The sequence below is a fragment of the Streptomyces sp. 891-h genome, from assembly GCF_022760275.1.
GTDB lineage: Bacteria > Actinomycetota > Actinomycetes > Streptomycetales > Streptomycetaceae > Streptomyces > Streptomyces spirodelae.
The window spans coordinates 2,763,776-2,776,136 of sequence record NZ_CP050693.1; the positions used below are offsets into that span (position 1 = coordinate 2,763,776).

The following is a 12,361-nucleotide window of genomic DNA, read 5'->3' on the forward strand; positions in this document are numbered from 1 at the left end:
GCGCCTTCGATTCCACCCGGTGGATGCCGGACAATGGTTGCCCGTGACCGACTCCAGCGACGTATGCGACGTACCCGAGCGAGCGACCCCCGCGGTCCCGGCACCCGCTGCGGCCCCCGCCACCACCGCCCGGGTCATCCTGCTCACGGGCCCCTCCGGCTCCGGCAAGACCCGACTGGCGGCGCGCAGCGGGCTCCCCGTCCTGCGCCTGGACGACTTCTACAAGGAGGGTGACGACCCGACCCTCCCCCTCGTCGGAACCGAGGTCGACTGGGACTCGCCGCTCTCCTGGGACGCGGACGCCGCCATACGCGCCATCACCCGCCTCTGCGGCGAAGGCACCGCCACGGTCCCCCTCTACGACATCTCCCGCAGCACCCGTACCGGCGAGGAGCAGCTGGATCTCGCCGGCTCCCCGCTCTTCATCGCCGAGGGCATCTTCGCCGCCGACATCACCGCACGCTGCGCCGCCCTCGGCCTGCTCGCCGACGCCATCTGCCTGCGCGGCCACCCCCTGACGACCTTCCGCCGCCGGCTGGTCCGTGACATCCGCGAGTCCCGCAAGCCCCTCCCCACCCTCCTCACCCGCGGCCTCCGCCTCCTGCGCGCCGAACCCGCCATCGTCGCCCGCCACCACGCCCTGGGCGCCCACCCCTGCGCCCACCCCCAAGCCGCAGCGCGCATCACCGACCTCCGCGCAGCGACCTCCCTGCCCCCAGACGGAACCCCACGTTCCTGACTGTGCGCTCCCTCGCGGTCGCGCTCCGCCGACCAGTTCACACTCTTTCGGGTGACGGGGCAACTACACTCAGATGCTTTCGCGGTACAACAGTTCCGCGTCAGTCGAGCCGCCGGAGGCCGCCCCGATGTCCTCTTCCGAACGCCCGGTTCACACCCGCGTGAATCACGCCACCAGCTCCGACTACGGACCGGGTGCCGGCAAGGGCGGCGAAGTGCTGGGGATCGCCGTCCCCGAACTGAAACGCAGGCTTCAGCAATTGGCAAGCGGTGAATGTTCGGCTGAAGAGGTCTCTACTTGGGCGCTCGAAATAATGGAGAGCGACTCGCCGGAACTCGACGACGAAGCCGTGTGGACTGCTTTGGACCAACTCAGCGGGGCTGATCTTCTCATGAGTCCCGATACTCCACTGCACGGGAAAAAACAGTTTGAAGAGTGGCTCGAGGAGTTCGTGCGCAAGTCCTCGCCAAGTTAGCCTCTCGATCCGCAGCACGGCAATGGCCGTGGACGAGGACCATCGATTCTCACTCCATGACCGAAAGCACTGCGAGGTTGAATTCGACCTCGCCAACATATCCACTTCCAGCAGGGGTTCATTCTCCCCAGGATTAGAGATGAGTCGTTCAGCGGATATCGACTTCACGTTCGCCGAAGAAGTCGGAGTGTACGCCGGAGTCCATCAACTCCTCCAACACGGGGTGTGTTTCGACTTTGAGGGCGCCGTCTCGTACGTCTTGGACGAGGACGGCATGTTCGACTGGCGGCGTACCGACGTGGAACGGCTGGGCCGGGTGGTGGAACTGGCAGCTGAGGCGGACCGGTCCGCCACCACTTTCGGGATCACCGGAATCCTCGACCGACACGGCACGGGCGGCGATTTCCTCTTCCAGCCGGGACGGAAGACGATTTCCTTCGCGGCGGAGGTGAATCGCAGGGTTCTGTCGGGCTCCACCTTCTGCGACTTCGGCTGGTATCTCCGACGACTTGTCCCGGTTTTCGAACCCTTCGGGCTCTGCGCCATAGAAGCTTCGGAATACTGAGGTCTGCCAAAGACGAGAGCGGTTCCGGGGAGGGTGTGACCCTCGCCGGAACCGCTCCTTTTGTCCCCCCAGTGTTCCCCGTTGCCCCCTGTTTCCCCTTTTCCCTTTCCCCTTCCCCCGTTTTCCCCCGTATCGCCCGGCCCCGTGTCCCCGCGGGGGCGGGCGATCGTTCTCGGCGAAGTGGTCGCGGTCAGGCGACCAGTTCGTCGAAGCTTTCTTCCTGGTTGCGGCCGAAGCTGAGGACCTCGTCGTCGCGGAGGCGGCGCAGGGAGCGCCAGATGCTGCTCTTGACCGTGCCGACGCTGATGTCGAGTATGTCCGCGATCTCCGGGTCGGTCCGGCCCTCGTAGTAGCGGAGCACCAGCATGGTGCGCTGGAGTTCGGGCAGGCGGGCCAGAGCCTGCCACAGGACGGTGCGCAGTTCGGTGCCGCGCATCGCGTCCTGCTCGCCGGCCGTCTCGGGCAGTTCCTCGGTCGGGTACTCGTTCAGCTTGCGGCGGCGCCAGGCGCTGATGTGCAGGTTGGTCATGGTGCGCCGCAGGTAGCCGCCGACGGCGGCCTTGTCGCTGATCCGGCCCCAGGCCCGGTACGTGGAGAACAGCGCGCTCTGCAGCAGGTCCTCGGCCTCGTACCGGTCGCCGGTCAGGTGGTAGGCGGTGGCGTACAGGGAGGCCCGGCGTTCGCGTACGTACGCGGTGAACGCCGCCTCGGCGTCCGCGTCCGTCTCCCCGTTCGAGGCAGCGTCCCCCACGTATGCCCCGGCGGTGCCGAGAACGGCCGCCTCCCTGTAATCGCCACTCCTACGGGAGTTCCCCTCGCTCCCGTTCTCCCCCGTGTCCCCCGTGTTCCCCGTCTCCCCTCGGGTTTCCCTCTGTTCCCCCGTGTTCCCCCCAGGAGCGTCCCCCCGGAGCCCCTCGACGGCGGGGCCGAAGACGGTCCGCGGCCGCACACGTCCGGCACCGCGAGCGCATCCTCGCCCACCTACAAGCTCCCGGCCCCGCTCCAGCAGGGCGGTACCCGTCTCGGCGCCGGACTTCTCGCCCGGCCGGCTCTGCGAACCGGACCGGTTCGAAGAAGCGGGAACCGAAGGGAGGTGCAGACGCGTGTGAAGGACTGCGCTCGTGTTGGTGCCGTGCAGTGTGTTCATCTCGCGCCCCCTCGGAGCAGAACCCGATCGCTTGCTTGACCCCGTACACACTGCCGTCCTGATTTCATCGCCAGGTCCCCCGTCTGTCACAGCGGTGTCACAAGGGACGGCGAGCCACACAACGCGCAGGCCGGGGGGCGTGTCGCTGCCCTGCGACGACCGCCGGTCGAAGTATGGGGGCGCCATGGGCCAGAATGGCGCGCGTGCCTTTCCTGTTGCTGATCGAGGACGATGACGCTGTCCGTACCGCCCTGGAGATGGGTCTGACCCGCCAGGGGCACCGCGTGGTGACCGCCGCGTCCGGCGAGGACGGCCTGAAACTGCTGCGCGAGCAGCGCCCCGACCTGATCGTGCTGGACGTGATGCTGCCCGGCATCGACGGCTTCGAAGTGTGCCGCCGCATCCGCCGCACGGACCAGTTGCCGATCATTCTGCTGACGGCGCGCAGCGACGACATCGACGTCGTGGTGGGCCTGGAGTCGGGCGCGGACGACTACGTCGTCAAGCCCGTCCAGGGCCGGGTGCTCGACGCGCGCATCCGTGCCGTGATGCGGCGCGGCGAACGGGAGTCCAACGACTCGGCGACGTTCGGCTCGCTGGTGATCGACCGCTCGGCGATGACGGTCACCAAGAACGGCGAGGACCTGCAACTGACGCCGACCGAGCTGCGGTTGCTGCTGGAGCTGAGCAGACGGCCGGGGCAGGCCCTCTCCCGGCAGCAGTTGCTCCGGCTGGTGTGGGAGCACGACTACCTCGGCGACTCGCGGCTGGTTGACGCCTGTGTGCAGCGGCTGCGCGCCAAGGTCGAGGACGTGCCCTCCTCCCCCACCCTGATCCGCACCGTGCGCGGCGTCGGCTACCGACTGGACGCCCCGCAGTGACCCGACGTACGAACGGAATCGCGGTGCCGACGGGGACAGCGGTGTCGACGGGAGCAATAGGGGCAGTGGTGTCGACGGGAACAACGGGGGCCCTGGTGCCGACGGGAACAGCGGTGTCGGCCGGAACCTCCGTGTCGGCGCGTACGGCCAACGGGACCACGGCGTGCCGGGACAGGGCGTACGGGGACAAGGCGTACGCCGCCGCGGCGGACGGGACCGGCGAGTGACCGACGCTCCCTCTCTCGGCGAGCGCCTGCGCACCCGGCTCGCCGGGGTACTGCCCACCCTGCGGCTGCGCCTGGTCGTCGTCTTCGCGCTGGTGGCGCTCACCGCCGCCGTCTCCGCCTCCGGTATCGCCTACTGGCTCAACCGCGACGCGGTCCTCACCCGTGCCCAGAACGCGGCCCTCAACGACTTCCGCAAGGCCATGGAGGACAACGCGGGCAACCTCCCCCGCAAGCTCAGCTGCCAGGAGTTGCGCGAGGCGGCCGCGAAGATGGCGCGCAGCTCGCAGAACTACCAGGTGCTGCTCATCGACCGCACCGAGGACGGCAAGAGGTGCGCCGCGGCCTCCAACGAGGACGACTTCACCCTTGGGGACGTCCCCGAGCGGCTGCGCAGCGCCGTCGCCAAGAAGCGTTCCGTCGACAAGAAGAACAAGCACCCGTACCACCTGTACTGGCAGCGGATCACGCTGGACGGCGACCCGTACCTGGTCGGCGGCGCCAAGGTGATCGGCGAGGAGCCGACGCCCACCGGCTATCTGCTCAAGTCCCTACGGCCCGAGCGTGACGACCTCAACTCGCTGGCCTGGTCGCTGGGTATCGCCACCGCGCTGGCGCTGATCGGCGCGATGCTGCTGGCGCAGGCCGCCGCCACGACCGTACTGCGGCCCGTACGGCGGCTGGGCGAGGCGGCGCGCAGGCTGGGCGAGGGCAAGCTGGAGACCCGGTTGCGGGTCTCGGGCACGGACGAGCTGGCGGAGCTGTCCCGTACGTTCAACGACGCGGCGGCCTCGCTGGAGCAGCGGGTCGCGGAGCTGAGCGCCCGGGAGGCGTCCAGCAGGCGCTTCGTCGCCGATATGTCGCACGAGCTGCGTACGCCCATGACGGCGATCTCCGCGGTCACCGAGGTGCTGGAGGAGGAGCAGGACAACCTCGACCCGATGATCGCGCCCGCCGTACAGCTGGTGGTGAGCGAGACCCGGCGGCTCAACGACCTGGTGGAGAACCTGATGGAGGTCACCCGCTTCGACGCGGGTACGGCCAAGCTGGTGCTGGACGACGTGGACGTGGCGGACCAGGTGACCGCCTGCATCGACGCCCGCGCCTGGCTGGACGCGGTCGAACTGGACGCGGACCGCGGGATCATGGCGCGGCTCGACCCGCGCCGCCTGGATGTCATCCTCGCCAACCTCATCGGCAACGCCCTCAAGCACGGCGGCTCCCCGGTGCGGGTCTCGGTGCGCACCGAGGACGACGCGCTGCTGATCGAGGTCGCCGACCAGGGGCCCGGCATCCCGGAGGACGTGCTTCCGCATGTCTTCGACCGCTTCTACAAGGCCAGCGCCTCCCGCCCCCGCTCCGAGGGCAGCGGCCTGGGCCTGTCCATCGCGCTGGAGAACGCCCACATCCACGGCGGCGAGATCACCGCGCACAACGCACCCGAGGGCGAGGGCGGCGCGGTCTTCACCCTCCGCCTCCCCCGCGACGCCCGCCGCATCGCCGAGGAACACGAGAACGGCGAGAACGGCGACAACGGTGAGAACAGCGGGAGCGGCCGCCGCAATCGCGACGGCGACGACAACGGCGACGACGACGGGAACGACAGCGGCAGCGGTGGCAGCGGCGTAGGCCCGGACGGCCGGCCGGACAGCGGGCCGGACGACGAACCGGGCGACCCGCAGGCGCGGGATCGCGGGGAGGGGGACGAGCGATGAAGGGCCGTGTTGCCGCGCTCGCGCTGCTGGGTGTCCTGGCCTCGCTGGCCACCGGCTGCGGCATCCGCGCCACTTCCGTACCGGTGGACGCCGGCGCGGCGCCCTCCCGAGTGGGTTGTGTGCTGCCGGACGACCGCGAGAGCCCCGACGGAGGCGGCTCCGCCTCCGTCGTCCGGGTCTATCTGGTGTGCGGCTCGCGCGTCTCGCCCGTCGAGCGGGAGGTGCGGATGCCGGGCGGGCGCTCCTCCGCGGAGCGGCTTCCGGTGGCCCGCAAGCTGCTGAACGAGCTGAGGAAGCCGCCGCAGACCGTCGAGAAGTCGGCGGGCTTCGAGACGGCCGTCCCCAGGAGGCTGACGATCAGCAAGGGCACGACCGACGACCCGGACGAGGCGCTGCGGCTGAGCGAGCCGCTGGACGAGCTGCCGCCGTACGCGCTGGCGCAGATCGTGTGCACCTACGCGGACACCTCGGCCGCCGACGCCGAGGGCGGTGTGGTCCTGGGCGGACCCGCCGACAGCGGCGAGCGGGACGGGAACGGGGACGGGAGCGGGAACGACGGGGACGGCTCGCCGCTCCGGCGTTACGAGTGCGGCTCCGCGCTGCGCACCCACCCCCAGTCCGCCGAGACGGCGGGCACCCACCTGTGACGCATGCGTCGCATGCGTCGCACGCGCCGCACGCGTCACGGGGCGCCGGGTGGAGCACGGTGCGGAACCGTCGTGTGACACAGCCATGACCTGCTCGGCACACCGCCCCGGAACCACAGCGGAACACGTCGGCGTCCTCCATGACGTGCAGCGCCTAGGCTCCGGCGGCCCGACCTCCTCCGCCACCCGAATCCGCCTCGCGGGACTCCTCCTGCTGGCGGCGCATCTGTGTCTCGTCGGCTGGCTGACGCTGCGCCCACTGGCGGTGCCCTGGGTGGCGCCGGCCAACCTGCAGCCGCTGGCCACCATCCGCTCGGACCTGGCCGAGGGGCCCCGCGCGACGCTGGAGGGGATCGGCGGCGGACTGCTGCTGCTGGCGCCGTTCGGGGTGCTGTTGCCGCTGGCCACCGGGCGGCTGCATCGACGGCTGCCGGGCACCGTGGCACGTACGGTCTTCGCGGGGGCGATGGTGTCGGTCGTCCTCACCCTGGCGCAGACGGGGGTGCCGGGGCATGTGGCCAACATCGACTCGGTGCTGCTGAACACCACGGGCGTGGCGCTCTCGGCCGGTCTGCTCTTCCCGCCGCTGCGCCGCTGGCTGCGGCACCGGGACGGCGACTACGGGGGCCACGGCGAACGACTCGGCGAGCGGCTCGGCGAGCGGGAGCAGCGGTCGAATGCCGCCGCGCCCCGGGGCGGGCCCGGCGCGCGGAAGGAGAAAAGTCAGGGTTCGACCCCGAGGACGACCAGGGTCGGAATGGCACCCTGAGGCGAGGTTTCGCCCGGGAAGTCCGGTCTACCGTCGAAGGTGGTACGGCGACGACAGCCGTACCGCGCGGCGAACCCGAAGCGCCGTACAGACCGGACAGCGAAGGAGCCGTCCTGATGTCCACCCTTGCCCGCCCCACCGAAGGCCGGATGATCGGCGGCGTGTGCGCCGCGCTCGCCCGCCGGTTCGGCACCACACCCACCACGATGCGGGTGATCTTCCTCGCCTCGTGTCTGCTGCCGGGGCCGCAGTTCCTCGTCTACCTGGCGCTGTGGATTCTGCTCCCGGAGGAGGGCCGCACCCACAGTTCCGCCTGGTAGCGGACTCCTCATAACGGCTCCTGGTGGCCGGCGCCCGGGAGTGAGGGCAGCGCGGACGGCGGGTGGCCCACAGGGCACCCGCCGTCCGCGCTTCAGGAACACACGGGGCGCTCGCTCAGTGCGAACCGCCGATCGGCAGGGCCTTGCCCAGCGGGAGGCCGCCGATCATGCCGCCGCCCGGGCTGGAGCTCTTGCCCTTGGCCGCCTTGCGGGCGTGCTTGGCCACCGTCTCGGTGCCGTCGAGCGGGGTGCCGGTCAGCGTCCCGGCCAGGGCCTCCTGTGCGACGCCCACCGGCTGGGAGAGGCCGCCCGGGAGGCCCTGGGTGGCCTCCTCCAGGGGGAGTTCCTTGAGGGTCTTGCCGGCGGTCATGGCGGCGCTCTTGGCGACCGGGCCGAGGGCGCGGCCGCTGGCACTGACCGCCTTGGAGCCGAGCACATCGGTGGGGGTACCGAGCGTGTCGAGGGGGAGCGCGTTGGCGGTACCGGCGCCCGCCGCGACGACCGCCGCGCTCATCGCGGCGACACCCAGGGTCTTCTTGGCTACCTGCTTCATCAGTGTTTACGTCCTCGGAACGGGGGCTTGAGCAGCCCGGAGGGGGCTTGAGCAGCCCGGCGAACGTAGCCAGGAATTCCGAGGAGCCGCAAACACGCCGACGGCGCCGTAAGTCGTCGTTTCACACTGCTTCAAAGGGGCCTTCCGAGTGAGTTCAGCCGCCCCGCGCGCGAGGCGCGACGACGGCTGAACCGCTGGTCACCCGGGGTCAGCGGGGGTTTTCCTGAAAAAGCCATTCGGATTTGAGCGCGGCGTATCCGGGCTTGACCACGTCATTGATCATGGCGAGACGTTCATCGAAAGGAATGAACGCGGACTTCATCGCATTGACCGTGAACCACTGCATGTCGTCCAGCGTGTAGCCGAATGTGTGCACGAGCTGCTCGAATTCGTTGCTCATGCTCGTCCCGCTCATCAGCCGGTTGTCCGTGTTCACCGTCGTACGGAAGTGCAGCCTGCGCAGCAGCCCGATGGGGTGCTCGGCGTAGGACGGCGCGGCGCCGGTCTGCAGGTTGGAGGTGGGGCACAGCTCCAGCGGGATGCGCTTGTCCCGTACGTAGGAGGCCAGCCGGCCCAGCTTGACGGTGCCGTCCTCGGCGACCTGGATGTCGTCGATGATGCGCACCCCGTGCCCGAGCCGGTCGGCGCCGCACCACTGCAGGGCCTGCCAGATGGACGGGAGACCGAACGCCTCGCCCGCGTGGATGGTGAAGTGGTTGTTCTCGCGCTTGAGGTACTCGAAGGCGTCCAGGTGGCGGGTGGGCGGGTGGCCCGCCTCGGCCCCGGCGATGTCGAAGCCGACGACGCCCAGATCGCGGTAGCGGTTGGCCAACTCGGCGATCTCCAGGGCGCGGGCCGCGTGCCGCATGGCGGTCAGCAGCGCGCCGACCCGGATGCGGTTGCCGGCGGCGCGGGCGCGGCGCTCGCCCTCGCGGAAGCCCTCGTCGACGGCCTCGACGACCTGCTCGAGGGTCAGCCCGCCGAGCAGGTGCTGCTCGGGCGCGTAGCGGATCTCTGCGTAGACCACGCCGTCGGCTGCCAGGTCCTCGGCGCACTCGGCGGCCACCCTGAAGAGCGCGTCACGCGTCTGCAGCACGCCGACCGTGTGCGTGAACGTCTCCAGATAGCGCTCCAGCGAGCCGGAGTCGGCGGACTCGCGGAACCAGACCTCCAACCGCTCCGCGTCGGTCTCCGGCAGCGCGTCGTAGCCGGTCTCGCGGGCCAGCTCGACGATGGTCGCGGGGCGCAGCCCGCCGTCGAGGTGATCGTGGAGCAGGACCTTGGGTGCGCGGCGGATCTGCTCCCGGGTGGGGACGGTGTTCGGGGAATCGCTTGCCATCACGGCACTGTAGCGCCTACGCGCGTAGAACGCATGTGCTTTGCGAACCGCCTTACGAACGCGCGAGGGCGTGCCATTGTTGCGCCATGGCTCAGCGAGCGTTGCCCGAGAGGGAGACACGACTGGGACGGCCCCGGGGGGCCGTGGGAAGGGCCCCGCACGCCGTCGTCCTCGTACTGCCGGGCGGTGGGCGGACGGGCGGAACGCGCCGGGGCGCGGCGCTGGCCGCCACGGTCTCCGCGGTACCGCTGGCCCGCCGGCTGGCGCGCGCCACCTCGGACGACGACCCCGTGGTCACCCACATCGTGCACTACCGGCACGGCGGCCGGGGCGGGAACGGGAGCGGGGCCGTGAGCCGAGCGGCGGCCGAGTGCGCGGCCGACGCGCTCAGCGCTGTGGAGGAGGTGGCACGGCGGTACGGGGATGTACCCGTCTGCCTGGTCGGCACCGATATCGGTGCCCTGGCGGCGCTGCGCACGGCCGGCCACGAGGCGGTGGCCTCGGTGGCGGCCCTGGGACCCCTGCTGTGCGAGCCCGCGGAGGGGGCCGGAACCGTGCCCGTGGACGGCGGAGACGAGGAGCCGGTGCAGCAGTTGCGGGGCCGCCATGTGCTGATCGTGCACGGGACGAACGACACCCGGTGCGAACCCGAGCTCTCCTTCCGCCTCGCCGAGCGCGCGAAGAAGGTCAACGCGCAGGTGTGCCGTTTCGAGGTGCACACCGACGGACACGGGCTGCGCGGGTACGCCGCCGAAGTCGCGGCGCTCACCCAGGACTTCGTCCTGGGCACCCTCTGCGGTGGCGATCTGTGCCGCCCGCTGACCGACGCGTTGGCCGCTCCCCCGCCCCTGGGGCTGCGGATGCCGCTGGCCAGCGGCTTCGGCAAGAACCTGCGGTAGGCGCTGCGGCGCGCCACAGCGCGCTACGGGACGCTTCGGCTCACTCCCCCCTCCCAGTGCGCTGGTACGGGGGTGCCTCCTCCGCCGACCGCAGGCCGCCCGTGCGTGGTGGCTGTGGAGGCACCTCCCTGACGGAGTCCGGGGGGAGCAGTTCCCCGCGCCCCTGACGGGTCGCCCGAGCCCTACGTGCGGGCCGCCGTGTGGACCGTCGTCGCCGTCAGGAAGAAGACGTCCGGGCGGCGCAGGATGCCGTCCGGGGACGCGTCGTCCAACAGGGCGTCGAGGGTGTCCAGGTCCTCGGCGGAGAGGCTGTCGGCCAGGCCCTCACGGGAGCGTTCGACCCGGTCGCGTACGTGGGCGCGGGCCACGGGGTCCAGCGGTGCGGACAGGTCGGTCAGGAACGTACGGCTGCCGGTGGGTGCGAGCCCCGCGGCGACGAGCAGCGCGGGCCAGTCCTCGACGGTGCGGGTGTGGCCGGGCAGTTGGGCGCGCATCTCGCTGAACCGGTCCTCCTCGGCGGCGTCCAGCCGCGCCTGCAGTCCGGGGCGGCCGATGCCGATGTCGCGGGGCAGGAAGCGGGTGGGCAGTCCCCGTTCGCGCACCGCCAGTACGCCGCCCGGGCGCAGCGCCGAGGCGAAGCTCTCCAGGGCCGCGCGCTGGTCACCGAGGTGGTGGACGACGTTGCTGGTCCAGATGAGGTCGGCGGTACCCAGGCCGGGCAGGTCGGCGGGGAGTTCGCCCTCCCGGAGGGCGATACGGGAGGCCAGTCCCTCGCGTTCGGCGCGGGCACGGGCCCGCTCCAGCAGCCCTGGGGTGCTGTCGACGGCGACCGTCTCCGCACCGGGGAAGGCGTGGGCCAGCGCGGTGGTGGTGACACCGGGGCCGCTGCCCAGGTCCAGGACCCGGGTGACGTCCCGATGGCAGAGCAGGTCGCGCAGCCAGGCGGCCGCCTCCTCGATGAACGCCGCCTGCAGCTCGGCCTCGCGTTCGAGGTGGGTGCCGAGCGCCTCCCAGTCGGGTTCGGTGGCGGAACCGGGCCCGGATCCGGGCCCGGCCCCGTGGGAGTGGGGGTGGGGGTGGGGGTGCGAGTGCTCGTGCGGGGTCACGGTGCCTCCTGGGGGCGTGGACCGGCGGGGTGGGCAGGTGCGGAATCGGGGCCGGAGGCCGACTGGGTGCGCAGGAGCTGGCCTCTGCGGCTGAGCAGGAACTTCTTGAAGGCGGCGACCGGCGGGGTGTCGGGGCGCCCGGCCGGCCAGGCGAGCCCGATCTCGCGGACGGCGCGCGGCGCGGTGACGGTCAGCTCGCGCACCCCGGGCCGGGGGAAGACGGGCGGTGGCAGCAGGGCGACGCCGAGCCCGGCTGCGACCAGGCCGCGGATGGTCTCGGCCTCCTCGCCCTCGAAGGCGATCCGGGGCGTGAACCCGGCCTCGGCGCACAGGGTGTCGAGGATGCGCCGCATGCCGTAGCCGGGCTCCAGGGTCACGAAGGACTCCTCGGCCGCCTCGGCCAGCCGCACCCGCTTGCGGGCCGCGAGCCGGTGGTCGTCCGGTACGACCAGCCGCAGCCGCTGTTCGTCCAGGCGCCGGGCGACCAGGTCGGGGGCCTCGGGGATGGGCGAGGTGAGGCACAGATCCAGTTCGCCGGCGCGGAGTCGCTCGAGCATGGCGTCACCGTAGTTCTGCACCAGCGCGAAGCGGACCCGCGGGTGGTCGGCCCGGAAGGCGCGCAGCAGTTCGGGGACCGTCTCCCAGCCGAGGGTGTGCAGAAAGCCGAAGGCGACCTTGCCGGTGGCGGGGTCGGCGTCGGACCGTACGGCCTCGGCGCCCTGTTCGAGGGCGGTCAGCGCGCGTTCGGCCGAGGCGAGGAAGGTCCGTCCCGCGGGGGTGAGGGAGAGCGTACGGCCGTGCCGGGCGAACAGGGCGACGCCCAGGTCCTCCTCCAGCCGGGCGAGTGCACGGCTGAGCGAGGACTGCGGGATGCCCAGTTCGCCCGCGGCGCGGGTGACGTGCTCGTGGCGGGCCACGGCGGCGAACTGTGCCAGACGTGGGGCGAGGGAGAAGGCGGAGAGCGCCGCGGTGCCTGGTGACG

Annotated in this window: 15 protein-coding genes; 10 read left to right on the plus strand and 5 right to left on the minus strand. The window is 71.4% G+C overall.

The window, feature by feature from the left end; translation table 11 throughout:
• Positions 1-136: 136 nt before the first annotated feature.
• From HC362_RS11830 to HC362_RS11840, 3 genes are all read left to right on the plus strand, one after another.
• Complete coding sequence (locus tag HC362_RS11830) at positions 137-739, plus strand: ATP-binding protein (protein ID WP_243088510.1); 603 nt, start codon at positions 137-139, stop codon at positions 737-739.
• Positions 740-866: 127 nt separating this feature from the next.
• Positions 867-1,214: a hypothetical protein gene (locus HC362_RS11835; RefSeq protein WP_243083924.1), complete on the plus strand. Its 348-nt coding sequence runs from the start codon at positions 867-869 to the stop codon at positions 1,212-1,214.
• Positions 1,215-1,242: 28 nt separating this feature from the next.
• The gene (locus HC362_RS11840; RefSeq protein ID WP_243083925.1) at positions 1,243-1,779 is read left to right on the plus strand and encodes a hypothetical protein; all 537 of its coding nucleotides are present in this window, start codon (positions 1,243-1,245) and stop codon (positions 1,777-1,779) included.
• Positions 1,780-1,969: 190 nt separating this feature from the next.
• Here the strand turns inward: HC362_RS11840 and HC362_RS11845 are convergent, their stop codons facing one another.
• Positions 1,970-2,926, minus strand: coding sequence for a SigE family RNA polymerase sigma factor (locus tag HC362_RS11845; protein WP_243083926.1), 957 nt, complete (start codon positions 2,924-2,926; stop codon positions 1,970-1,972).
• 203 nt (positions 2,927-3,129) lie between these two features.
• Here HC362_RS11845 and afsQ1 point away from each other — a divergent pair, with 203 nt between their 5' ends.
• The 6 genes from afsQ1 (at position 3,130) to HC362_RS11875 (ending at position 7,482) form a co-directional block, all read left to right on the plus strand.
• The gene (gene afsQ1 / locus HC362_RS11850) at positions 3,130-3,807 is read left to right on the plus strand and encodes a response regulator transcription factor (RefSeq protein WP_209243345.1); all 678 of its coding nucleotides are present in this window, start codon (positions 3,130-3,132) and stop codon (positions 3,805-3,807) included.
• A 68-nt stretch (positions 3,808-3,875) separates the two neighbouring features.
• Complete coding sequence (locus tag HC362_RS11855; protein WP_243083927.1) at positions 3,876-4,034, plus strand: hypothetical protein; 159 nt, start codon at positions 3,876-3,878, stop codon at positions 4,032-4,034.
• A complete protein-coding gene (locus HC362_RS11860; protein ID WP_243083928.1) occupies positions 4,031-5,746 on the plus strand; it encodes a HAMP domain-containing sensor histidine kinase in 1,716 nt (571 codons plus the stop codon). Before HC362_RS11855 ends, HC362_RS11860 begins: the two co-directional genes overlap by 4 nt.
• Complete coding sequence (locus HC362_RS11865; RefSeq protein ID WP_243083929.1) at positions 5,743-6,393, plus strand: hypothetical protein; 651 nt, start codon at positions 5,743-5,745, stop codon at positions 6,391-6,393. The genes HC362_RS11860 and HC362_RS11865 overlap by 4 nt, the downstream gene beginning before the upstream one ends.
• A 145-nt stretch (positions 6,394-6,538) precedes the next feature.
• Complete coding sequence (locus tag HC362_RS11870; protein ID WP_243083930.1) at positions 6,539-7,162, plus strand: VanZ family protein; 624 nt, start codon at positions 6,539-6,541, stop codon at positions 7,160-7,162.
• A gap of 116 nt (positions 7,163-7,278) precedes the next feature.
• Complete coding sequence (locus tag HC362_RS11875) at positions 7,279-7,482, plus strand: PspC domain-containing protein (RefSeq protein WP_209265624.1); 204 nt, start codon at positions 7,279-7,281, stop codon at positions 7,480-7,482.
• A gap of 115 nt (positions 7,483-7,597) precedes the next feature.
• Here HC362_RS11875 and HC362_RS11880 read toward each other — a convergent pair whose 3' ends face one another.
• Both HC362_RS11880 and HC362_RS11885 read right to left on the minus strand, forming a co-directional pair.
• Positions 7,598-8,035, minus strand: a complete 438-nt coding sequence (locus tag HC362_RS11880) for a hypothetical protein (protein ID WP_243083931.1) — start codon at positions 8,033-8,035, stop codon at positions 7,598-7,600.
• 208 nt (positions 8,036-8,243) lie between these two features.
• Positions 8,244-9,374, minus strand: coding sequence for an adenosine deaminase (locus HC362_RS11885; protein WP_243083932.1), 1,131 nt, complete (start codon positions 9,372-9,374; stop codon positions 8,244-8,246).
• Between the two features lie 86 nt (positions 9,375-9,460).
• Between HC362_RS11885 and HC362_RS11890 the strand changes: the two genes are divergently transcribed.
• Positions 9,461-10,273 carry an alpha/beta hydrolase gene (locus tag HC362_RS11890; RefSeq protein ID WP_243083933.1) on the plus strand — a complete coding sequence of 271 codons (813 nt, stop codon included), beginning with the start codon at positions 9,461-9,463 and terminating at the stop codon, positions 10,271-10,273.
• A gap of 182 nt (positions 10,274-10,455) precedes the next feature.
• On the opposite strand, the gene HC362_RS11895 is transcribed toward HC362_RS11890, so the two are convergent.
• Both HC362_RS11895 and HC362_RS11900 read right to left on the minus strand, forming a co-directional pair.
• Positions 10,456-11,379 carry a class I SAM-dependent methyltransferase gene (locus HC362_RS11895; protein ID WP_243083934.1) on the minus strand — a complete coding sequence of 308 codons (924 nt, stop codon included), beginning with the start codon at positions 11,377-11,379 and terminating at the stop codon, positions 10,456-10,458.
• On the minus strand, positions 11,376-12,314 hold the full coding sequence (locus HC362_RS11900) for a LysR family transcriptional regulator (RefSeq protein ID WP_243088511.1): 939 nt from the start codon (positions 12,312-12,314) through the stop codon (positions 11,376-11,378). The genes HC362_RS11895 and HC362_RS11900 overlap by 4 nt, the downstream gene beginning before the upstream one ends.
• Between the last annotated feature and the right edge of the window lie 47 nt (positions 12,315-12,361).

Coding starts and splice junctions, on each gene's coding strand:
- HC362_RS11880 (WP_243083931.1), bottom strand. CDS start 8,035: ATGAAGCAGGTAGCCAAGAAGACCCTGGGTGTCGCCGCGATGAGCGCG.
- HC362_RS11835 (WP_243083924.1), top strand. CDS start 867: ATGTCCTCTTCCGAACGCCCGGTTCACACCCGCGTGAATCACGCCACC.
- HC362_RS11890 (WP_243083933.1), top strand. CDS start 9,461: ATGGCTCAGCGAGCGTTGCCCGAGAGGGAGACACGACTGGGACGGCCC.
- HC362_RS11865 (WP_243083929.1), top strand. CDS start 5,743: ATGAAGGGCCGTGTTGCCGCGCTCGCGCTGCTGGGTGTCCTGGCCTCG.
- HC362_RS11845 (WP_243083926.1), bottom strand. CDS start 2,926: ATGAACACACTGCACGGCACCAACACGAGCGCAGTCCTTCACACGCGT.
- HC362_RS11875 (WP_209265624.1), top strand. CDS start 7,279: ATGTCCACCCTTGCCCGCCCCACCGAAGGCCGGATGATCGGCGGCGTG.
- HC362_RS11885 (WP_243083932.1), bottom strand. CDS start 9,374: ATGGCAAGCGATTCCCCGAACACCGTCCCCACCCGGGAGCAGATCCGC.